At 74.0% G+C, this 22,073-nt stretch carries 15 protein-coding genes; 3 read left to right on the top strand and 12 right to left on the bottom strand.

Translation table 11 applies throughout. The features are described 5' to 3' along the window. Nucleotides 1–509 precede the first annotated feature (509 nt). The 3 genes from ACYVJE_RS20400 to ACYVJE_RS20390 form a co-directional block, all read right to left on the bottom strand. Entirely contained in the window at nt 510–4,205 is a 3,696-nt protein-coding gene (locus ACYVJE_RS20400; protein ID WP_461145716.1) for an FkbM family methyltransferase, read from the bottom strand. Nucleotides 4,206–4,281: 76 nt separating this feature from the next. Then, nucleotides 4,282–5,625: a type I glutamate--ammonia ligase gene (glnA, locus tag ACYVJE_RS20395; protein ID WP_459158934.1), complete on the bottom strand. Its 1,344-nt coding sequence runs from the start codon at nt 5,623–5,625 to the stop codon at nt 4,282–4,284. A gap of 161 nt (nt 5,626–5,786) precedes the next feature. Then, a complete protein-coding gene (locus ACYVJE_RS20390; protein WP_461145715.1) occupies nt 5,787–7,355 on the bottom strand; it encodes an alpha/beta hydrolase in 1,569 nt (522 codons plus the stop codon). Between the two features lie 94 nt (nt 7,356–7,449). Here ACYVJE_RS20390 and ACYVJE_RS20385 point away from each other — a divergent pair, with 94 nt between their 5' ends. Continuing rightward, nucleotides 7,450–9,222, top strand: a complete 1,773-nt coding sequence (locus ACYVJE_RS20385) for an NAD+ synthase (protein WP_459158932.1) — start codon at nt 7,450–7,452, stop codon at nt 9,220–9,222. Between the two features lie 283 nt (nt 9,223–9,505). After that, entirely contained in the window at nt 9,506–10,381 is an 876-nt protein-coding gene (panB, locus tag ACYVJE_RS20380) for a 3-methyl-2-oxobutanoate hydroxymethyltransferase (protein ID WP_461145714.1), read from the top strand. Between the two features lie 121 nt (nt 10,382–10,502). Here the strand turns inward: panB and ACYVJE_RS20375 are convergent, their stop codons facing one another. Then, nucleotides 10,503–11,498: a glutathione S-transferase family protein gene (locus tag ACYVJE_RS20375; protein ID WP_461145713.1), complete on the bottom strand. Its 996-nt coding sequence runs from the start codon at nt 11,496–11,498 to the stop codon at nt 10,503–10,505. A gap of 107 nt (nt 11,499–11,605) precedes the next feature. Here ACYVJE_RS20375 and ACYVJE_RS20370 point away from each other — a divergent pair, with 107 nt between their 5' ends. Then, nucleotides 11,606–12,352, top strand: a complete 747-nt coding sequence (locus tag ACYVJE_RS20370; protein WP_461145712.1) for an SDR family oxidoreductase — start codon at nt 11,606–11,608, stop codon at nt 12,350–12,352. Between the two features lie 4 nt (nt 12,353–12,356). On the opposite strand, the gene npdG is transcribed toward ACYVJE_RS20370, so the two are convergent. From npdG to ACYVJE_RS20330, 8 genes are all read right to left on the bottom strand, one after another. Next, a complete protein-coding gene (gene npdG / locus ACYVJE_RS20365) occupies nt 12,357–13,022 on the bottom strand; it encodes an NADPH-dependent F420 reductase (RefSeq protein WP_461145711.1) in 666 nt (221 codons plus the stop codon). Between the two features lie 162 nt (nt 13,023–13,184). Continuing rightward, nucleotides 13,185–14,672: an RNB domain-containing ribonuclease gene (locus tag ACYVJE_RS20360; RefSeq protein WP_461145710.1), complete on the bottom strand. Its 1,488-nt coding sequence runs from the start codon at nt 14,670–14,672 to the stop codon at nt 13,185–13,187. Nucleotides 14,673–14,678: 6 nt separating this feature from the next. After that, nucleotides 14,679–14,864 carry a hypothetical protein gene (locus tag ACYVJE_RS20355; RefSeq protein ID WP_461145709.1) on the bottom strand — a complete coding sequence of 62 codons (186 nt, stop codon included), beginning with the start codon at nt 14,862–14,864 and terminating at the stop codon, nt 14,679–14,681. A gap of 72 nt (nt 14,865–14,936) precedes the next feature. Further along, nucleotides 14,937–15,386: a hypothetical protein gene (locus tag ACYVJE_RS20350; RefSeq protein ID WP_461145708.1), complete on the bottom strand. Its 450-nt coding sequence runs from the start codon at nt 15,384–15,386 to the stop codon at nt 14,937–14,939. Between the two features lie 60 nt (nt 15,387–15,446). Then, on the bottom strand, nt 15,447–16,472 hold the full coding sequence (locus ACYVJE_RS20345; protein WP_461145707.1) for a C40 family peptidase: 1,026 nt from the start codon (nt 16,470–16,472) through the stop codon (nt 15,447–15,449). Nucleotide 16,473: 1 nt separating this feature from the next. Beyond that, nucleotides 16,474–17,058 (bottom strand): hypothetical protein, encoded by a 585-nt coding sequence (locus ACYVJE_RS20340; RefSeq protein ID WP_461145706.1) that lies wholly within the window; start codon nt 17,056–17,058, stop codon nt 16,474–16,476. Next, nucleotides 17,058–18,983 (bottom strand): hypothetical protein, encoded by a 1,926-nt coding sequence (locus ACYVJE_RS20335; protein ID WP_461145705.1) that lies wholly within the window; start codon nt 18,981–18,983, stop codon nt 17,058–17,060. The genes ACYVJE_RS20340 and ACYVJE_RS20335 overlap by 1 nt, the downstream gene beginning before the upstream one ends. Beyond that, on the bottom strand, nt 18,980–21,955 hold the full coding sequence (locus ACYVJE_RS20330) for an ATP-binding protein (RefSeq protein ID WP_459158921.1): 2,976 nt from the start codon (nt 21,953–21,955) through the stop codon (nt 18,980–18,982). The genes ACYVJE_RS20335 and ACYVJE_RS20330 overlap by 4 nt, the downstream gene beginning before the upstream one ends. Between the last annotated feature and the right edge of the window lie 118 nt (nt 21,956–22,073).

Raw genomic sequence — 22,073 nt, 5'->3', positions numbered from 1 at the left:
CGTCCTGAGCCAGGATCAAACTCTCCAACAACAAATCCCAGCAAACAAAAAACAAGAACCACGCACACGCGTCATTCAACAAGCATCCGCTGTCGAGTTCTCAAAGAACACACCACCGAACCGGCGGTATTTCGCAACAACCCTAGCACCGCTCAATTCTGCCCGATCACCGGGGTCGGCCACCGGGCGGCACCCAGAAGAATGCCGAAGAGCTGCTTCAGGTTGTCAATGTTGCTGCAACCCGGAGGCTGCAACATCGCTCTACCTTACTCGGTGTTCACCCGCACGCCCCGACTCGGTGTGCGCTCCATCCAGCCTACCGAACCCCACCTCGCCGGTTGCGAAGGGGGTCGCTCAACCGCGGGCGCTCCCGATGTCGTCCGGACCGGGGAAAGTCCCCTCGGCCGACTGCGCAAAGCGACAGCGACCAACATAGCACACCGCGGGTAGTTGTCAAAGCCCCTGATCAGCGGCTTGCTCACCCGAGCGGCGCACCACTCGGGGCCGCATCACTCGGGGCGCAGCCACAGCTTCACCGTGTGCGCTCCCGAACTGCGCACCGCTGCGAGCAGGTCATCGGCGCCCACAGCCACCTCGCGCCCCACGGGCACGAGCTCGTAGCCGTGCTCGGCGATCCCGTGCAACACCGCGACCGGATCGGCGCCATCCCGCGCGACCCCGTCGGGTGCGAAAGAACACACCACCGAGGGACGGTGCTCGGTCAGCAGCTCTGCCATGCCCGCCAGAACCCGGTGCAGTTGCGCGGCCACGTCCACGTGCACCGCGGAGATCCGCAGGTCCCGCGCACCGACCAGCTCCGGACGCGCCGCCCACGCCGCGTCCAGCGGCAGCGCCCGCACCTGCTCCGCGACGTCGGCCGGGGCCCCGTCCGCTTCCTGCTGCACGTCGAGACCGCCCACGGCCCCCGGCCACCCGATGAGCTCGGCGGGCCCGTCCCAAGCCGCGCCCGCGAGCAGCGCGAACCGCTCCCGCATCCGCTTCGGCACGTTCTCGGCGACGTTGCGGTGCGCCAGATCCGCGGCGCGGGCGCTCGGCTCCACCGCCACGGCGGCGCCGAGCTCGTGCGCGTTGAGCATCCGCACCGTCTGGTAGCCGACGTAGGCCCCGACGTCGAGGAACGCGCTCCCCGGCTCGACCAGCGCGTCGAGCAGCCCCGACACCTCGGTGTCCCAGGTCGCGTGCTGGGACAGCCACGGCAGCAGGAACGTGTCGTCCGCGGGCAGGCGCAGCACACCGGCATCGCACAGCACCGGGGTCGTCCCCGCGCCGCTCGCGGCCTCGTCCTCGGCGGCCCGCTCGTGGTCCCGCAGCACGACGCGCTGCACCATCTCCGCCCGCCGCAGCGCGTTCGCCGCGTCCAGCGAGGCCGCGCGCACCCCCGGTTCCCACTCCTGCTCGCGGGTCTGCCGCTGTTCGAGGGCGTCCACCCGGTCCACCACGCGTTCGAGGGCGCCGGTGAGCCCGTCCAGGCGCTGCGCCACGGCGTCCCACCGCTCGTCCTCGGTGCCCTGCTGCTCCACCGCGCGCAACCGGCGCTGCTGCTCGGCGAGTTCGGTGCGGGTGCGCACCGCCGCGTCGTCGGCGTGCAGCACCTGCTCGGCGAGCTGCTCCTGCTGCCGCGCCAACCGCGCGAGCTCCACCCGCAGGACCTCCGGGTCGGTGCCGTCCGCCCGCTCCTGCCTGCGCAGCAGCTCCGCCGCGGTCCCCTCGACCCCGTCGACGAGGGAGCGCAGCACGTCCCGCAGGTGCTCGTCGTAGTGGCCGAGCACCTTCAGCACCGCTTTCCGCAGCGCCGGTGTCATCGCACCGCGCGCGCCCTCGGCGACGTCCGGTGCGCGGTGCAGCGCGTGGCGCGCGACCAGCAGCGGCCGCAGCGGGTCCTGAGCGGTGCGCTCGCCCGAGCTCCCCTCCGACCACGTGCTGCGCCAGCTGCGGTAGGCCTGCTCCACGCGTTCCCGCAGGCGCGCGCCCACATCGGCGGGGGCGTGCTGCGAGCGCGCGTGCTCGCGCGCCCGCAGGCCGGACTCGGCGAGCTCCTCCCGGTCCGCTGCCGCGGCGCGCAGCAGCTCGACCACCCGCTCCGGCTCGGGGGCACCGCCCGCCGAGCACGGCACGAGCCAGGCCCCCGCGGAACCGAGCACCGCCCCGAGGCCTCCGGCGTCCGCGGCGATCACCGGAACTCCACGCGCGACGAGGCGCACCAGACCGGGCACGTGCCGGTCCGCTTCGGCCCGCGGCAGGGCGAGGACGCAGTCGGCCGCGGCGAGCGTGGTCTCCGCCTCGTACGGCACCGCGTCCGCCTCGGGGTGTTCGGTGAGCAGCACCCGCGGTTCGGACGCCGTGGCCAGCCGCAGGCGCTCCGCGGCCTCCGGGTGGCGAGCGGCGCCGGCGACGAGCAGCAGCAGGCGCGCGTCCGGCTCGTCGTCGAAGGCGGACAGGAACGCGTTCACCAGGCCGAGCGCGTTGTCCGCGTGCTCGGTGGCGTGGTCGACCGCCGCGGCGACGACGAACTCGTCGGAGAGCTCCCACCGCGCGCGCTCGCCCTTGCGCGCGGCCAGGCCGATCGGCTCGCGCAGCGGAACCGGGACCGGCAGCACGCGCGAGGCCGGTCCGCTGGTGCCGCGCGCGGTGATCCGCGCCTGCTCGGAGAGGTACCAGGCCTCGGCGGCTCCGGCGGTCGGGTGCTCGGAGGCCAGCGCCACGTCGACGACGTGCCGGCCGGCGGGCACCGGCGCGTCGGCGCGGCAGCGCAGCACGACCGGGTAGCAGGGCGTGTCGGACGTGGGCAGTCCGGAGGCCCGCGCGGTCTCGGCCAGCAACTCGGCGAGCGGTCCCGCGCCGAGCACGGACACGCCGAGCTGGTCGAGCAGCGTGGCCTGCCGCCCGGCCGGGGCGCGGACGGTCCCGCCGGGGACGCGGCCGGTGGCGTGCCCGGTGCCGAGGCACCACTCGTGGAACGCGGCGGCGTCGGCGCCGAACGGGTCGGGGAAGTCGCGCCGCAGCACCGGGTCCGCCGCCCACACGGCGGCGGTCCAGCGCGAGCCGCCCGCGTCGCGCTGCCGGTCGTCGGCGGGTTCGGCGGCCCAGCGCAGGAACTCCGCGGCGGGGTCCTCCTCCCCGGACGCCGGGGCGAACGGGCTCGGCGGCGGATCGCCCTGCCCGCGCCAGGCGTGCAGGTAGTCGCGCCGCAGCGGTTCCGGCAGCGGGGTGCCGTCCGGCAGGTGGTCGTAGGGGTGCGGGGCGGCGGCGGTGTAACCGTGGCGGACGAGCGCGTTGCGGTAGTGCGCGCACAGCTCCGCCAGCAGCGGGTGCTCGGACAGCAGCACGCGCGGGTTGTCGGCGAACGCCGCGGACAGCAGCCACGGCCGTTCCGGCTGGAACCCGGTGAAGTGCACGCTGCGCAGCGGTGCGCCGTCGACCGTGCAGTTCTCCTCCCCGCGGGCGAGCTGCCGCTGCGCGGCGTTGAAGGCGGACAGCCCGAGCCCGGGGTCGCGGAGCACGGCGTGGTCGGCGAGCACCGCGAGCCCGTCCACGCGGGGCGCGGCGCCCGCCGGATCGCTGTCGAGCTGCGCCTGCCACTCCTCGAGCGCGCGCTCGGCGCCCGGGGCGGCGACGAGCAGGTGCGGGTCGAACATCCCGGCCTCGGCGAGGTCGTCGGGGCCGGGGCGCAGGCCGTCGGCGACCAGGGGGCGCAGCACTCGCGGCACGAGGCGCACCGGGCGGTCCTCGGCCGCGAGCACGTCGTCGAACGGGTGCAGCACCCGCACCTCGGGTTCGCAGCACACCACGGTCGCGGCCGCGCCGAGCAGCCGGCGCAGCAGGCGGGGGCGCAGCACGGCGCGCAGCTGCTCCGCGGTGCAGGCCGTCGCCAAGCGGGCGAACTCCACCGCCGAGAGGCCCAGCTCGGTCACGTCGACGGCATCCGGTTCGTCCGGGTCGACGAGATCCGGGCGGTCGACGACCAGCAGCGCGAAGCGCGCTGCCGGGTGGTGCTGCAGGAACGACTCGCGCAGCACGCGGGCGGCCGGCAGCTGGTCGCGGCGGGCGAGGGTGCAGCCGATGAGCTCCCGTGAGGCGCCGCCGGTGTTCCCGCGCGGTGCGCTGCGGTGATCGGGTTGCCCCGCGCCCGGCGCGGACCCGCTCGCGTCGACGGTGGATTCGGCGGCGTGGTCGGCATCGCTCACGCACGCAACGTACCGCCGCCGAGACCGCGTGATCCGCGCGCCCCGCCCCCGGAGCGCCCGCGGCACGCGCGGCGGTTCAGAGCACGGGCATGAGCGTCCGCAGCTCGTACGGGGTGACGTGGCTGCGGTAGGCGTCCCACTCCTCGCGCTTGTTCCGCAGGAAGAAGTCGAACACGTGCTCACCGAGGGTCTCGGCGACCAGTTCGGAGGACTCCATGTCGCGCAGCGCCTCGTTGAGGTTCTGCGGCAGGTTGTCGTACCCGGCGGCCTTGCGTTCGCCCTCCGTCAGCGCCCACACGTCGTCCTCGGTGGCCGGGGGGAGCTCGTAGCCCTTCTCCACCCCGTTGAGCCCGGCGGCCAGGGTGACCGCGTAGGCCAGGTAGGGGTTGCAGGCGGAGTCGACGTTGCGGACCTCGACGCGCCGCGAGGAGGACTTGCCGGGCGAGTACATCGGCACCCGCACCAGCGCGGAGCGGTTGGCGTGGCCCCAGCACACGGCGGTGGGTGCTTCGCCTCCGACGACGAGCCGCTTGTACGAGTTCACCCACTGGTTGGTGACGGCGCTGATCTCGCGCGCGTGGTGCAGGATGCCGGCGACGAAGGCGCGGCCCGTGTCGGACAGCTCGTAGGGGTCCTCCGGGTGGTAGAAGGCGTTGCGGTCGCCCTCGAACAGGCTGACGTGCGTGTGCATCCCGGAGCCGGGGCGCTCGCTGAACGGCTTCGGCATGAAGGACGCCCGCACCCCCTGGGTCATGGCGACCTCCTTGACCACGTACCGGAACGTCATCACGTTGTCGGCCATGGTCAGCGCATCGGCGTAGCGCAGGTCGATCTCCTGCTGCCCCGCGGCGGCCTCGTGGTGGCTGAACTCCACGGAGATGCCCATCGCCTCGAGCGTCTCGATGGCGTTGCGGCGGAAGTGCGGCGCCGCGTCGTGGCTGGCCTGCTCGAAGTAGCCGCCGGAGTCGGCCGGGGTGGGTTCGCTGCCGTCCGAGGGCAGGTCCTTGAGCAGGAAGAACTCGATCTCCGGGTGGACGTAGCAGGTGAACCCGGACTCGGTGGCCCGGGCGAGGGTGCGGCGCAGCACGTGCCGCGGGTCCGCCCAGCACGGCGATCCGTCCGGCATGTGGATGTCGCAGAACATCCGGGCCGAGTAGTGCTCCCCCTCCGGGGTCTCCCAGGGCAGCACCTGGAAGGTCGTGGGGTCCGGCTTTGCGACCATGTCCGACTCGAAGATCCGCGCGAACCCTTCGATGGCCGAGCCGTCGAATCCGATGCCCTCGGCGAAGGCGCCCTCGAGCTCGGCCGGCGAGATCGCCACCGACTTGAGGATGCCGAGGACGTCGGTAAACCACAGGCGCACGAAGCGGATGTCGCGTTCCTCCAAGGTGCGGAGCACGAACTCCTGCTGGCGGTTCATGCCCGGCAGCCTACGAGTTCACCGGGGCTGATGCGTAACCGGCGGGTCACCACCGCGCACCGTCCGGTGACCGCGGCGGTGCTTCCGCCCGCTCCGGTGCTCCGCCCGCTCCGGTGCTCCGCCCGGTCGCGGACGTGCCGGCCGCGGTCGTCCGGCCGCGGTCAGCCGCAGCGCGCGCCCTCCTCCGGCAGTTCGCGGTCGACGAGGTAGCGGACGCCGGCCTCGTCGACGCAGGAATCGCCCTGCAGGAAGGCGGTGTGCTGGGTCCCCTCGTAGGTCAGCAGCCGCCCGTGCAACGCCCGGGCGAGCCGGACGCCGGCCTGGTAGGGCGTGGCCGGGTCGCCGGTGGTGGACACGACCAGCGTCGGCGGCAGGCCGCGCACCTGCGGCTGCTCGGTGTCGCCGCTCGGCGGGACGGGCCAGAACGAGCACATGTCGCGCGCGGGGTTCGCCCCGCGCCCGTCGTCGAGGAACGGCGCGACCTCGCGGTAGCGCCGGTCCGCTTCGCGCGCTTGCTGCCTGGTGCGGAGCCGTTCGTCGTCGACGCAGTGCACCGCGTCGAACGCGTCGATGGTGTTCGAGTAGGACCCGTCCGGGGCACGGCCGTAGTACATGTCCGCCAGCGCCAGCAGCACGCGGCCCTGGCCCCGGCGCAGCTGCGCCAGGCCCTCGTTGAGCCGCTCCCACATGTCCGGCGCGTACAGCGCCTGGATCACCGCGGTGGTCGCGTCGTCGTAGGACAGCGCGCGGTCGCCGACCGGCACCGGCCGGTCCACCAGCGGGCGGGTGAGGCGCTGGAACTCCTCCACGGCCCGGGAGGGGTCGTCACCGAGGGCGCACTCGCCCCGCTCGGCGCACCAGCGCGCGAAGTCCTCGAAGGCGCGCTGGAACCCGTCGCCCTGCCCCACCAGCGACTCGGTGGTGGACTGCTCCGGGTCGATCGCGCCGTCGAGCAGCATCGTGCGCACGTTGCCGGGGAACTGCTCGGCGTACTCGGAGCCGATGCGCGTGCCGTAGGAGAAGCCGAGGTAGTTGAGCTTCTCGTCGCCGAGCGCGGAGCGCAGCACGTCGAGGTCCTTGGCCACGTCGGACGAGCCGATGTTGGCCAGCAGGTCGCGGCCGCTGCGCTCGGCGCACTTGCGGGCGTAGGCGCGCTCCTCCTGCTCGGTCCGGGCCACGCCCCGGGGTGAGGAGTCGGCGTCGGAGTCGAGCCGTTCGGCGTCGCGCTCCTCGTCGGTCAGGCACTGCACCGCGGGCCGGGACGCGCCCACCCCGCGCGGGTCGAACCCGACGAAGTCGAAGCGCTCCCCCAGCTCGGAACCGGACACCGCGCCGGCCATGCCGGCCGCCGCGCTCATCCCGGAAGCCCCGGGACCGCCCGGGTTCATCACGAGCGAGCCGATGCGCTCGTCCTGCCCGCCGGTGGCGGGGCTCCGCAGCAGTCCGAGCTGCACGGTTTCGCCGTCCGGGCGGGAGTAGTCGAGCGGGACGGTCAGGCGGGCGCACTCCAGACCCGGCTCGGCGTAGGCCCGCCGGTCCTGGGCCGTGCCGGCGTACTGCGGGCAGGCCTCCCACCGCAGCGACTGGCCGTAGAACCGCTCCAGGCCCTGCGGCACGGGTCCGACCGGACCGTTGCGCTCGGTGCGCGGCAGGTCCGGTTGCCGCGGCGCGCACGCCGCCGTGGTGACCGTGAGCAGCGCCGTCGCGAGAACCGTGAGTACGCGGAGCACCACCGGATCCTGACATGCCGGTGCGGGTGCTCCCACCCCGGGAGTCCACCCGGCCGCCGGGACGGCGGAGCGCCCGGTGCGCGATGATGTGCCCATGCCGCAGTTGCGTCTCGGACTCGCCCAGATCAACACCACCGTCGGCGACATCGCGGGCAACAGCGCGTCCGTCGTGGACTGGACCCGCAAGGCCGCCGAGGACGGAGCGCACGTCGTCGCCTTCCCGGAGATGACGCTGTGCGGCTACCCGGTGGAGGACCTCGCGCTGCGCCGGTCGTTCGCCGCCGCCAACCTGGCCGAGCTGGAGCACCTGGCCGAGCGGCTGCGCACCGCCGGATGCGGCGACGTGCTCGTCGTGGTGGGGCACCTGGGGCGCGACGACGAAGGGCTGCGGAACTCGGCGTCGTTCCTGCACGGCGGCGAGGTGGTGGCCACCTACAACAAGCACCACCTGCCGAACTACGGGGTGTTCGACGAGGCCCGGTACTTCGCGCCCGGCCTGGACCTGCCGATCGTGCGCGCGCACGGCCTGGACGTCGGGGTCGTGATCTGCGAGGACATCTGGCAGAACAGCGGCCCGGTCAGCGCCCTGGGGCACGTGGGCGCGGACCTCGTGCTGTGCCTGAACGGCTCGCCGTACGAGCGCTCCAAGGACGACCGGCGCGCGCCGCTGGTGCAGGCGCGCTCCGCGGAGGCGGGCGCGCCGATGGCCTACGTCAACATGGTCGGCGCGCAGGACGAGCTCGTGTTCGACGGCGATTCGATGATCGCCGCACCGGACGGGGAGGTGCTCGCCCGCGGTCCGCGGTTCACCGAGGCGCTGCTCGTGGCCGATCTCGACCTGCCGGCCGGGGGGAACACCGCCACGACCGTGCCCGAGGAGGTCCGGACCGAGTCGCGGGGCCTGGCGTTCACCACCCGGCCGCCGGCCTTCGACGTCCAGCGGTACACGCTCGAGCCCGCTCCGGTGCCGCGGTACGAACCGCGGCGGCTGCCGGAGGCGCCCGAACCGCTCGACTTCGCGGAGGAGGTGTGGTCCGCGCTCGTGACCGGGCTGCGCGACTACGTGCACAAGAACGGTTTCCGGTCGGTGGTGTTCGGCTTCTCCGGCGGTATCGACTCGGCGACGAGCGCGGCGCTGGCCGTCGACGCGCTGGGCCCGCACGCGGTGCACGGGGTGTCGATGCCCGCGCACTACTCCTCCGAGCACTCCCGCTCGGACGCTGCCGAGCTGGCGCGGAGGCTGGGCTGCTCGTTCGAGGTGCGCGCGGTGGCCGACGTGGTCGACGCGTACGTGCAGAAGCTGGGGCTGACGGGGCTGGCCGAGGAGAACGTCCAGGCGCGGTGCCGCGGGATGCTGCTCATGGCGCTGTCCAACCAGCACGGCCACCTCGTGCTGGCGCCGGGCAACAAGACGGAGCTGGCCGTGGGCTACTCGACGCTCTACGGCGACGCGGTCGGCGGGTTCGCGCCGATCAAGGACGTACCGAAGACGCTGGTGTGGCAACTGGCGCGGTGGCGCAACGCGCAGGCGGAGAAGCACGGCCAGGTGCCGCCGATCCCGGAGAGCTCGATCACCAAGGAGCCCTCGGCCGAGCTGCGACCGGGGCAGACCGACCAGGACTCGCTGCCGCCCTACGACGTGCTCGACGCGGTGCTGGACGGCTACGTGGAGGGCGACCGCGGTTACGCCGACCTCATCGCGGAGGGATTCGACGCGGACCTGGTGGAGCGGGTGCTGCGGATGGTCGACGGGGCCGAGTTCAAGCGGCGCCAGTACCCGCCGGGCACGAAGATCACGTTCAAGGCCTTCGGCCGCGACCGGCGGCTGCCGCTGACGAACCGGTGGCGGGAGGTCCGGCCCGGGTGACCCGTCCCGTGCCGGTCCCGCTCGTGCCGGGGCCGGTATGCGGCTCTCCGGCACCCCCGGATGGGCGGAGCACCGCGGCGCCGCGGTGCGGGTGCGCTCGCCGGCCCGCGCACCGCGGCGCCGTCCTTGTCGCGCGGGGTCCTTGTCGCGCGGGCAGCGCTGCTCGGTGTGATGTTGCCCGGAGCCGTGCCCACCGGGGCCCTCGTCGTGCCACGCTGGGGCCGTACCAGACGTCGCATGACCCGGGGACCCGTGCAGGGCCTCGAGGACGAGGGCGGTTCACATGACTGATACAGCGGCTCACGCGGCTCCGACCGGGAACCCGGCGGAAACCGCTCCGCACGGCACCACCCGGACACCGGCGCGGGTGCGCGTGCACCACCTGCAGCAGTTCAAGGAGCGCGGCCAGCCGTGGCCGATGCTCACCTCCTACGACATGTACACCGCGCGGATCTTCGACGAGGCGGGGATCCCCGTGCTGCTCGTGGGCGATTCGGCGGCGAACAACGTCTACGGCTACGAGTCCTCGCTGCCGGTGGACGTGGACGAGATGCTGCCGCTCACGCGCGCGGTCACCCGCTCGGTCGAACGCGCGCTCGTGGTGGCGGACCTGCCGTTCGGCTCCTACCAGGCCTCGCCGGGGCAGGCGCTGCACACGGCCGTGCGGTTCATGAAGGAGGGCCGGGCGCACGCCGTCAAGCTCGAGGGCGGGCAGCGCTACGCCCCGCAGATCGAAGCGCTGACGGCGGCCGGCATCCCGGTGATGGCGCACCTCGGGTTCACCCCGCAGAGCGAGCACGGCCTCGGCGGCTACCGGGTGCAGGGACGCGGGGAGGCCGCGGAGGCGCTGCTCGCCGACGCGCGGGCGGTGCAGGAGGCCGGTGCTTTCGCCGTGGTGCTGGAGATGGTTCCCGCGGACACGGCCAAGCGGGTGACCGCCGAGCTGCACGTGCCGACCGTGGGCATCGGCGCCGGTCCGCACTGCGACGGGCAGGTGCTGGTGTGGACCGACATGGCGGGGATGAACACCGGGCGCACGGCGCGGTTCGTCAAGCGCTACGCCGAGCTGGGCCAGGAGCTCTCCCGCGCCGCTCAGGAGTTCGCCTCCGACGTGCGCGGCCAGGACTTCCCGGCCGAGGAGCACAGCTTCACCGGCTGAGCGCCCCGCGCCAACGAGCGGGTACTGCCCTGACCAAGCCCGTGCGCTGGGGTTTGAACATTTCGCGCGCAATGTTCAAACCCCTCGTTCGGGTGAGGCGCTGGGCAGGGCGCGCAGGGCCTCACCCGGCCAGCGGGGTCGTCGGGGCGGGCGGGGTGCCGTCACCGAACGGTCGCCCGCCGAGGCGCTCCCGCCCGTGCTCGGCGTGCCAACCGGACTCCTCCGGTCCGACCGGGACGATGCCGCTCGGGTTCAGCCCCGGGTGGGTGCGGTAGTAGTGCTGCTTGATGTGCGCGAAGTCGACGGTGTCGCCGAAACCGGGGGTCTGGAACAGGTCCCGCGCGTACTCCCGCAGCACCGGTATCTCGCTGAGCTTGCTGCGGTTGCACTTGAAGTGGCCGTGGTAGACGGCGTCGAACCGGACGAGCGTGGTGAACAGGCGGACGTCGGCCTCGGTGATCGTGTCCCCGACCAGGTAGCGGCGGTCCCGCAGCCGCTGCGCCAACGCGTCCAGGCGGGTGAACAGGCGCTCGTGGGCGCGTTCGTACGCGCGCTGCGACGTGGCGAACCCGCACCGGTACACCCCGTTGTTGACGTCGGTGTAGACCACGTCGTTGATCGCGTCGATCTCCTCGCGCAGCGCGGCCGGGTACAGCTCCGGCGCGCCCGGCCGGTGGTGCGCGCGCCACTGGGTGCTCAGATCCAGCGTCAGCTGCGGGAAGTCGTTGGTGACCACGCGCCCCGAGGCGGTGTCCACCACGGCCGGGACGGTCACGCGCCCCGCGTACTCGGGATCGCCGGCCAGGTACGCCTCGGACAGGAACGCCATCCCCGTCACCGGGTCGCGCCCCTCCGGGTCGAGGGTGAACCGCCAGCCGCGCTCGTCCCGCAGCGGGTCGACGACGCCCAGCGAGAGCACCGGTTCCAACCCGAGCAGGCGGCGCACGATGAGCGAGCGGTGCGCCCACGGGCAGGCCAGGCTCACCACGAGGTGGTAGCGCCCGGGCCGTACCGGCCACCCGGAGGAACCGTCGGCGGTGATGCGGGCGGTGAACCGGTTGCCCTGGCGCACCCACTCGCCACCGGGGGAGATCTCGCGAGCGGATTGCGCACTCATGCGGCCAGGGTAGACCGCGCGGACGACGCGCTGCCCGCGCTCGACCGCCGCTGCGCCCGGTACCCGCGGGCGATGCCGCCGGCACGACCGGTTTAGGCTCGCCGACCATGGATCTCGAACTCGCCGGACGCTGCTACATCGTCACCGGCGCCAGCAAGGGCCTCGGCTTCGCCGCGGCCCGCAGCCTGGTGCGGGAAGGCGCCAACGTCGTCCTCTCCGCCTCCTCGCAGGAGAACACCGATGCCGCCGCGGACCGGCTCGGCGACCGGGCGGCGGGTGTGGCCGCGGACCTCACCGCGGCCGGCACGCCCCGGGAACTGATCGCTGCCGCGCGCGAGCGCTTCGGCCGGCTCGACGGGCTGTTCGTCAGCCACGGCGGTCCCCCGCCGGGCACCCCGAGCGCGCTGGACGACGAGACCCTGCGCGCCGGGCTGGAGATCGCCGCGATCGCACCGATCCGCACCGCCCGCGCGGTGGCGGCCGAACTCGGCGAGGGCGGCGCGATCGTCGTGCTGACCTCCACCTCCGGCGCGGAACCGCTGCCGGGTCTGGCCAGCTCCAACGTGGCCCGCCCCGCCGCGCAGGGCTTCGTCAAGGACCTCGCCGAGGAGGTGGGCCCGCGCGGGGTGCGGGTGAACGCGGTGCTTCCCGGCCGGTTCGACACCGAGCGGGCCCGCTCGCTGGCCGCGGCCAACCCCCGGTCGCAGACCGACGCGGAGCAGGCCACACCGCTGCGCCGCTCGGGCGCGCCCGAGGAGCTCGGCGACGTCGCAGCGTTCCTGCTCTCGCCGAGGGCGGCGTTCGTGACCGGTGCCGCCTGGACCGTCGACGGGGGTCGCCGCGCCGAGATGTAGCGGTTCAGACGTCGGTGACGCGCACCCCGGCGTGCGCCTTGTAGCGGCGGTTGATCGCGATGATGTTCGCCGTGAACGCCTCCACCTGGTGGGCGTTGCGCAAGCGACCGCCGTAGATGCCGCGCACGCCGGGGATGACGGCGGCGAGTTCGCGGACCACGTCGGTGGCCTCCCGGTCGTCGCCGAGCACGAGCACGTCCAGGTCCACGTGCGGCACGTCCAGGTCCGCCAGCGTCACCGCGGAGACGTGGTGGAACGCGGCGGTCACGCGCGAGTCCGGCAGGAGCTGCTCCGCCTGCTGCGCGGCGCTGCCCTCCGCCACCTCGAGGGCGTACGGGCCCTTCTCGTCGAAGCCGAGCGGGTTGACGCAGTCGACGACGATCTTGCCGGCCAGCTGCGGCGCCAGCGCGCTCAGGGTGTCCCGGTGCGCCTCCCACGGCAGCGCGGCCACGACGAGGTCGGACTCCGCGGCGCAGGCAGCGTTGTCCCGGCCGGCGACGCCGCCACCGCTCTGCTCGGCGATGCCCTCGGCGACCTCGGCCGCCCGCTCGGCCTTGCGGGAGCCGATGAGCACCCGCATCCCCGCCTGCGCCCACCGGATGGCGAGTCCCTTGCCCTGGGGACCCGTTCCCCCGAGCACCCCGATGGTCATGTCCCGCACGCCAGCCACGCGAACCCCTTTCGACCGGAAGACGACGTCGTTCCCCAACGATCACCGGCCGCTAGGCGTGGCGCCACCGGCACGGGACGTGCCGGTCATCACACGTTCAGCTGATCGGGCGCACCAGCTGATCGGGCGCACCAGCGACCGGGGGCGCAGGCGGTGGCCAGCTCAGGCCAGTTCGAAGGCGACGTCGCGCTCCGCGGGGTCCGCCGCCGCCAACCGCACCCGCACGTGCTGCCCCTCGGACAGCCCCGAGCCGGTGCAGCGGGCGATGACCGGCGGATCGGTGACGAACACCTCCCCCGCCTCGCCGTTCGGCACGCGCAGCACCGTCGCCGGGAAGGCGTCGCCCACGCGTCCCGCCAGTGACCAGGCCTGCGCCTGGGCGATGCACGCCCGCTCCACCCGGGTGGCCACGCGGTCCGAACTGCCCATCGCCGAGGGCAGGTCGCCGAGCGCCTCCCGGGCCCACGACGGCACGGGCCTGCCCGCGAGCACCGCCAGGCACACCTCCGCGCTGTAGCGGTCCACGAGGCGCCGCAGCGGGGCGGTGACGTGCGCGTAGGCCGCGCCGATGCCCGCGTGCGTGGCCTTGCGCGGCAGTTCCTCGTCGAACGCGGTGTAGCCGGCGCCGCGCAGCAGGCGCGTGGCGGCCACGTGCACGGCCAGCGCTTCGGGCCGCGCGGTGTCCAGTTCGGCCAGTGCGGTCGCCACCGGCACGTGCTCCGGCCAGTCGACGCCGAGCTCCCAGGCCGACCGGCGCAGCGCGGCGACCGTGTCCGCATCGGGCTCCGGCACGGTCCGCAGCACCCCCACCTCGGCGGAGAGCATGAGCTCGGCCGCGCACATCCCGGTGAGCAGGGAGATCTCCGCGTTCCACTCCTCGACCTCGGTGCGCGGCCGCAGCGCCGGGCGCCACCCGCCCGTGCCGTCCGGCTCCACCTGCTGCTCCGGCAGCCCGAGCTCGATGGCCCCGCGCAGCATCGCCTGCCGCCGCCGCAACCGCCCCACCTCGGGCAGCAGCGCCACCGCGGGGTGCGGGCGACCGGCCCGCAGGGAGCGCTGCACACCCCGGTAGTCCAGCATCGCGGTGGAGCGCACCAGGGCGCGCCGCGCGTCGAAGTCCTCGACCGCGCCGTCCTCGGCCAGGTCGATGCGCCACAGCACGACCGGGCGCACGCGGTTCGGCAGCAGGCTGCCCGCGTCCTCGGACAGCACCCGCGGGTGCAGCGGGATGTTGCCGTCGGGCAGGTACAGCGTCTGCCCGCGGCGGCGCGTCTCCCGGTCGAGCGCGCCGCCGGGACGCACGAACGCGGCCACGTCGGCGATCGCGTAGTGCACGCGGAAACCGCCCCGGCCGCGGCGTTCGAGCAGCACCGCCTGGTCGAGGTCCCGGGCGCCGGGCGGGTCCACGGTGACGAGCGGGAGGTCGGTGGCGTCGCAGCGCCGAGCGCCGCCCGGGGAGGACGCGGCGGCCCGTTCGGCCTCGCCCAGCGCCGGCGCGGGGAACTCCGCGCTCAATCCGAGTTCGCCGCGGACCGCGGAGAAGTCCCGCGGTGCGCGGGCGCGCGGCGGCACGTACTCCGCCGCGAAGCGCGCGCCCGGCGCGTCAGCAGCGACCCCGGTCCCGTCGAAAGGTCCCCGCGCCGCTGCCACGGGAGCTCACTCCTCCTCGTTCAAGCGCTGGTCGGCCTCGTCGGCGGCTTGCGTCCGCTCCCGGGCGATCTCCAGCGCGCGCGAGGCCGTGTCCGGGTCGGGGTACGGGCCGAGTCTGTCGGATGCGCGACAGCCGGCCTTCGGCTCCACCTGCTCGTGCCGAAGGCAGTAGTACCAGCGCCCGTGCGGCATGGCGCCAGCCTCGCACGCGTCGGCGCACATGTCACGCTTCGGTGTGCGAATCGCTCGAACGCGTGCGCGTGCTCACCAGGCCGGTGGTGCGGCGGCCGGGGTGGGGCCTTCCTCGTCCGGCCGGGCCACCGGGTCCAGGCAGGAGACGAGCACCCGGTGGGTCTCCGGGTCCTCGATGCGCTCGCCGTCGCGCATCCGGTACTCGAGCTCGCCGTCGTCGGCGACCTCCACGGTGCACCCGATCTCCGCGAGCTGGTCGTCGTCGAGATCGGCGACGCGCTCGTACCGCGACGGCACCACCCGGTACGTCGGCCACGGGACGTGCCCGTAGGCCTGGTGGAACTCGGCGAGCAGGTTGCGCATCTGCTGCTGCCACGGCAGGGGCATGGACTCCGCCAAGGAGCGGGGCAGGACGGCGTACTCGGCGTCGACGCCCTGCTCGGCCCCGGCCAGGTAGTCCCCGAGCGGTGTGCTCGAAGCGCGCGGGCCGCTGGGCCGCTGGATCGGGTCCGGCGTGAACATGATCGACCTCTCCCGGATGTGCGGCTCAGGCGCGGGTGATCAGGCGCCCCGTCGTCATTCTCACCTGTCCGCGCCCGCCGGGGGCAATCCCGCGCCCTGCTGCGGCGCGCCACCCGCGGGGCGCACCACGTGCGGCAGCAGCTCCCCGCCGTCCCACAGCTGCGTGCGCTCGACGTCCTCCCCCGGCTGCGGGGCGTGCAGCACCTCGTTGTCGCCGAGGTACAGGGCCACGTGGTGGATCCCGCTCGGAGCCCGCTCCTTGCCCCAGAACACGAGGTCGCCGGGGCGCGCCTCGGACAGCGGCACCCGCTCGCCGCCCTCGAAGTACTGCGACTGCGAGTACTTCGGGATGGTCACCCCCGCCGCGCGCCAGGCCTGCTGGGTCAGCCCGGAGCAGTCGAACGCCGCGGGCCCGGCCGCGCCCCACTCGTACGGCTTGCCGAGCTGGTCCTCGGCGTAGCTGATGACCTGCTGGACCATCGCCCCGGAATCGGGCAGGTCCTCGCAGCCGCTGACGCCCTGCACCTCGCCCTCGACGCTGACCAGGTGCGCGGCCAGCGGCTCCCACTCGTGGTAGCGCATCGGGAACGCCGAGCGCTCCACCCGCTGGGCGGCCGCGCCGGGGCGCATCTCCTGCCAGCCGGAGACCTCCTGCAGCACGTCGTAGAACTTGTTGACCTGGTACTCGACGTCGGTGACCTGCTGCACCGTCCCCCAGCCCATGGACGGGCGCATCTGGAAGATCCCCAGCGAGTCGCGGTCGCCGTAGGTCAGGTTCGCCAGGTTGGACTCGGTCTTGCCGGCCTGGATGGCGATCTGCCAGGCCCGCGGCGGGAGGTTGCGCTGCTTGCCGATCTCGATGATCCGCTGGGCGATGCCGCGGGACTCGCGGTCGAGCGCGGCTGCCTGCTGCTCGCCGCTCCCGGCGCCGCTGCCCCACGGGCCGAGGGAGCTGTTGCAGCTGGACCACCGGTCCTCCCCGCGACCGCCGCCCAGCCCGCCGGCGAGCAGCGCGGTCAGCGCACCGGCTCCGACGAGCCCGCCGAACCCGACGGCGAGCACCAGGACCAGGGCGAGTTTCCGCATCTCAGCCTTCCCCGGTGTAGTTGGCGACGCGCCAGCCGTCCTGCGTGCGCACCGCGGTGACGCGCAGGACGCCCACGTCCGTGGGCAGGCGCACGACCATCGAGGTGCGCGTCGACTCCATCGGTTTCGGCGCCCCCGTGATCGCGTTGCCCGCGTTGGCCGGGTTCACCGACTCCATGACCGTGATGAACTCGTCGGTGGTGTACGGGCGCAGCCCGTCGAGCCACTGCGCCTGGTCCCCGCCGCGGTAGTCCACCCAGCGCTTCCCCCAGGAGCGCACGGCGTCCACACCCGCCGGGTCCGCCGGGGCCGGGCGCGGGGACCGGGTCGGCACGGACAGGCTCGGCGGGGACTTCGACGCGAGGTCCTCCTCCGGACTCGGCGCGGGCACCTCCGCTCGGCGCTGCGCGGAGCGCTCAGCGCTCGAGCTCGGGCTCGGCGGTGGCTCCGGCAGGAGGAGGCCGACGCCCGTGCCCACCACGGCCACCACGAGCACCGCGATCGCCAGGTGCCGGGGCGAGCGCAGCGGCCAGCCCCACAGCCTGCGGTACACGGCCGCCCGGCCCCGGTGCGTGCGGATCGGCATCACGCGCCTCCTCGAGAGCGGTGGTCGGCACCGTCGGCGACCTCCAAGCCCCGGGACGGCCGGTAGACGACGTTGACCGGGCGTCCCGCGACGACTTCGCGGTCGGCGCTGGTGCGGTCGGAACTCCCGGGTTCACGCGCCGGTGCGGGACGGGCGGTGCGCGACTCCCCGTCCACGCGCGACGGAACCAGTACGGGATCATCGTCGATGTTGTCCCACTGGGCATCCGCCACCGGGACGGTATCGACGATCCGACTGGTCGAACCGGCTTCCGGCAGCGCTCCCGCACCGGGGCGCCGCCCGCCGGCGGTGCTCGTGCCAGCGGGGCCCGTGCCGCCGGACTCGTCCGCGGCGCCCGAGCGGTCCTGGTCCAGCCGCACCGCGGTGGCCGTCACCGAGGGGTGCGAGGCCTCGGGCCGACCGGTGCGGTTGTCGCCCGCAGCGGCCGTCGACGCGCCGTCGCCGCGCAGCTGGTCCCAGAAGTCGCCGCCGCCCTCCTCGGACCGGTCCCCGCCGCTGCCGCCGCGGCCGCGGAAGCGGGAGAACAGGCTGGGCGGCACGCGCGGCACGGCGTTGCCCATCCCGCCGACGGACAGCTCCACCATCTGGCCCATGCGGCGCACGGGCTTGCACACCATGAGGAACACGAGCGTGACCAGCCCGGCCAGCATGATCTGCGTCAGCGCCGAAAAACTGCGCACCGGCTGGAAGATCCACGTCAGGATCAGCGTGTGCAGCCCGGCCATCGCGGAGATGAGCACGACGTTGAGCACGGCCGCCCCCGCGATCTTGCCGACGCCGCGCAGCACCTGGTGGTACACGATCGACACGAGGCCGATGAGCGGACCGGCCAGGATGAGCACGCGCAGCAGCACCTGCGCGAGCAGGATCGCCGCCTTCGCCAGCAGCTGGAACGCCGCGTAGGCGAAGCTCTGCAGCATCGCCAGGGTCCCGGCGCCCACCCGGCTGCCGTCGACGCCCTGGATGTAGCCGCGCGCACTGCCGGAGCGGTCCACGACCTGCTCGAACTGCTGCTTCTTCGACTCCGGCGAACCGGAGTCCTCCCCGGCGGCGGCCTCCTGCTTGGTCCAGGTCTGCGCGCGCAGCAGGTCGCGGCCGAGCTCTTCGGCCTGCGGGGAGTCCGGCGAGCCGAACTCCCCGCGCAGCCAGTTGGTGTAGATCACCTGGTCGTGCAGCAGCGTCGGCAGCGCGTGGGTCTGGTCCACCCCGACCTCGCGCAGGAAGCCGGCCTGCACCGTGGAGGTCCCGGTGACCACCACGTCGTCGAGCACGTGCGTGTACACCAGCGGCGTCAGGTACGTCGCCGAGGCGAACCACAGCGCGGCCAGCCCCCACATGGTGCGCCGGCCGATCGTGGCCAGGTCCCCCTGCCAGATGTAGCGGAACAGCACCACCGCCAGCACCACCGCGACGAGGCCGAACCACGGGGAGAACACGCTGTCGTACAGCGCGACGGTGCCGGTCGCGATGAGCTCGTCGAGCGGGTCGAGCAGCTCGCCGTCCAGCAGCGCGTAGTGCAGCCCGTTGGTGGCGCCGACGATGTTCTTGGCGATGTTGAACAGCTCGTTGCCCAGCCACGTGTCGACCACCGCGTGCGGGCTCGTCACGCCCTGCGGCCCGCAGCCCAGGTCGTAGGTGTGCCAGACCAGCCCGGCGTAGCCCACCTCGTCGTAGGGGCTGCCGGGCTCGCCGGTGCCGATCGGTGCGGGGTCGAGAGCACCGACCATGCCCGATCCCGGGCGTTCCGGGTTCGGCGGTTCGGAGCAGTCGAAGCCCTGCGCCGCGGCCGGCACCGCGAACAGCAGCATCCCGCCGAGCACGGCCACGAGCACGGCCAGCGCACCGCGCGGCTGCCGGCCGGCGCGGTGCTCGTGCGCGTTCCCCGTCCGTCGCCGCCGGGTCACCACGTCTCGTCCCCACCCGGCTCGCCGCCCGTCCGGCGGGTCGGGCGGTCGCCGCTGCCGTTGTCGCGGGAAGGCCGCCACGGGGACTCGGCGCCGGCGTCCTGCGCCGCCGCGGCGCCGTCCCCGCCGATCCCCACGGTCTCCAGCTCCAGCTCGTCGAAGGAGTCGAGGTCCTCCTCCGCCTCCTCCTCCGGCACGGGGGCGAGCCCGGCCGCGGGCTCGCCCCCGCCGGTGTCGGCGAGATCGGAGTTGGCCCCGTCGGCCCGGGCGGGTGAGCTCCGCTCCTGCGGCGCGTCGTCGGCGGCCGGTGTGGTGTCCAGCGCGTCGCGCATGTGCTCCAGGTGCTCACCGGAGAAGTCGATGCGGATCTTCTCCACCCCGCCGGCGCCGTCACCGAAGATGAACTGCCGCGGCGAGCGGTCCCGCTCGGTGCTGTTGCGCGCCGGTCCGGGACGGCGTCCCAGCGCCGAGACCACCTGCTCGTAGCCGGACTCGACCGGCACCTTCAGCAACCGCAGGGCGTCGGACTGCGCCTGCTCGTCGTCGAGGCGTCCGATGAACACCGAGTCCAGCAGCGCGGCGAAACCCTGGATGCGCAGGAAGTCCGCCGGGATCTGGCTGGACAGCAGCACCCGGACGTTCCACTTGCGCGAGTCGCGGGCGAAGCGGTTCATCAGCACCCGGCCGGTGGGCACCTCCGACAGGAAGAACGCCTCGTCGATCCACACGCCCTTGCGCTCGTTCTTCGGGCGTTCGTAGAGGGTGCGCTGGGTCAACCAGGCGGCGAGGTTGAGCAGCTGCACGCCGAGCGCCTCGGCGTCGGTCCACTGGTCGCGTCCGGTGCCGTCCTTGGGCAGGGTCAGCCCCGCCATGGTGAGCACGGTGAGCCGGTCGTCGCGCCCCTCCGAGTACGGGTCCGCGTCCGACTCGGGGATGAGCAGCGACATCCGCTCGCGCATCTCGTCGAGGAAGTCGGCCACGACGACCGCGTGCTCGTGGTGCTCGCTGGCGTCGCGCCGCAGCGCCTCGAACACCATGCCCGGGTGGGCGTCCGCGTGCCCGCCCACCGCGCGCACCGCGCGCAGCAGCACGATCCGCGTCTGCGGCAGGCGTGCGACCTCGTACGGCAGCAGCCCGGTGAGCACGTCGAGCACCAGCCGGCGCCGGGTCGCCGCCGCCAGCGCCCGCTCGCGCCGCCAGCTGCGCTCCGGGTCCTCCTCGTCGACGAAGTGCTCCAGCTCCGGTTCGGCCACCACCCGGTACGGGTTGAGGATGCCGGGCTGGGCGTTGAGCAGGTGGATCGGCCGGGCGTAGGGGCGCAGCTCGGGCAGCGTGCACAGCTCGGCCAGCGGCCCCGACGGGTCGAGCAGCGTCCAGTGCGCCCCCGCCCGCAGCGTCTTGTACACCAGGCCGCCGCCGAGGAAACTTTTGCCCCCGCCCAAACCGGCCACCATGGCCGTCAGGCCGGAGGCGTCGCGGACCTCCTGGGACATCCACGGGTCCCAGGCGACGGGGCGCCGGGTAGCGGTGCACGTCTCGCCGAGCAGGACGCCGCGCCGGTCACCGACCTCGGCGGTGGCCTGCGGAACGGCCGAGGCCGCCCACACGACCGAGCCGCGCCGCAGGTAGGCGCCGTTGGCCAGCGGCTCGCCGGGGACGAACTCCCGGGCCATCGAGTACTGCGCCTCCGGGTGCTCGATGGCGATCTTCGGCTTGTACAGGTCGAGCAGCTGCTGGGCCAGGCGCAGCGCGTCGCGCTCGGTCGGGCCGGACACGGCCATGCGCCACCACGACTTCACCCGCGTGGCCAGCGCGGTGAACCCGGAGGTCATCTCGTCGTCGATCTCGAGCACGCGGCTGGCCTGGCGGGCCAGCGAGGTCGGCGGCTCCAGCCCGTGTTCCTCGGTGTAGTGCCGCACCTGGGAGCGGACCTTGTTCATCTGCCGCTGCAGCTCGCCGGAGACGTCCTCGGGGCGGCGCACGTAGATCCGCGCGGACCACTCGACCGGGGCGGACAACCGGTCGGAGTGCTGCATCCACGGGTCGTCGATCTCCGGGATCTGCAGCCCGTGCGACTGGCCGAGGGTGAGCACGGCGACGTTGCGGGAGACCCCGGCGTTGGAGCCGGTCCGGCCGCGCACGGTCACCGTCGGCGCGTACGGCTCCTGGTGCATGTCGGAGGCGTCGGTGAACGACGCGAGGTCCTCCGGCTCCCACGGAGCGCCGGGCACGGCCGGGAGGTTCCGCGGCGCGGGCAGGCCGAGCGAGCAGGACCGGTGCATCAGCCAGGAGATCTCCTCCGCGGTGACCGGCCGCCCGTCCAGGCCGGCCGAGCCGATGACCTGGTCGAGGTGCTCGATCTCGCTGTCGAGCGCGACGAGCTCGGCGTCGACGGCCTCGGGGAAGACCCTGCGCACCAGCGGCGCCGCGCGCTCCACCGCGCGGTCGACCACGTTGCGGGTCTGCACCTGCACGCCGAGGTAGACCTCCTTCTCGGCCATGGACCGGCCCATGAGCTGCTGCTGCTCGCCGACCATGTAGTCGTCGAAGGAGAGCGCGCCGGACACGTCCGGCGGCGCGTTGCGCGCGTTGTGCACGTGCGCCTCGGCCCACATCCGGATGGGGTACGGCCGGGTGGTCACGCGCAGGTGCATCCACCGCCCCTGCAGCTCGGCGTACTGCCCCGCGATCGCGGCGATGAGGTCCTGGCGCTGCCCGTCGGAGCGGAACGACCACCGCTGCGGCGAGAGCCGGTACCAGGCGAAGACGTCCTGGTTGGTGCGCAGGATGTGCCCGTCGATGGAGCGCGCGGCGATCGAGGGCGTGTAGGTCGGGACGGACTGCTCGCCCCCACCGCTCCCGCCCCGCCGGCGCTTGCTCTTGGGCTTGCGGGCGGATGGACCACGCTGCGCCCCCGGGGCCTGCCCGGGGGCCTGTTGCGCGGCGCGCTCACGGTCTCGCCGACCGAACACCGCGAACCTCCTTGCTACGCGCGCGTCTGCTGCGGGTGGCGTTCCGGGTGCGCGGCGAGGCGGGCTGCCGCCGGGCGCGCTGCGCGCGCCCGCTCTGCTGCGCCCGCTCGGCCGGCTG

This window comes from Salinifilum aidingensis, from assembly GCF_054782015.1.
Note: the sequence above shows the minus strand (reverse complement) of the source record. Positions and strands in the feature narration are given on the sequence as shown.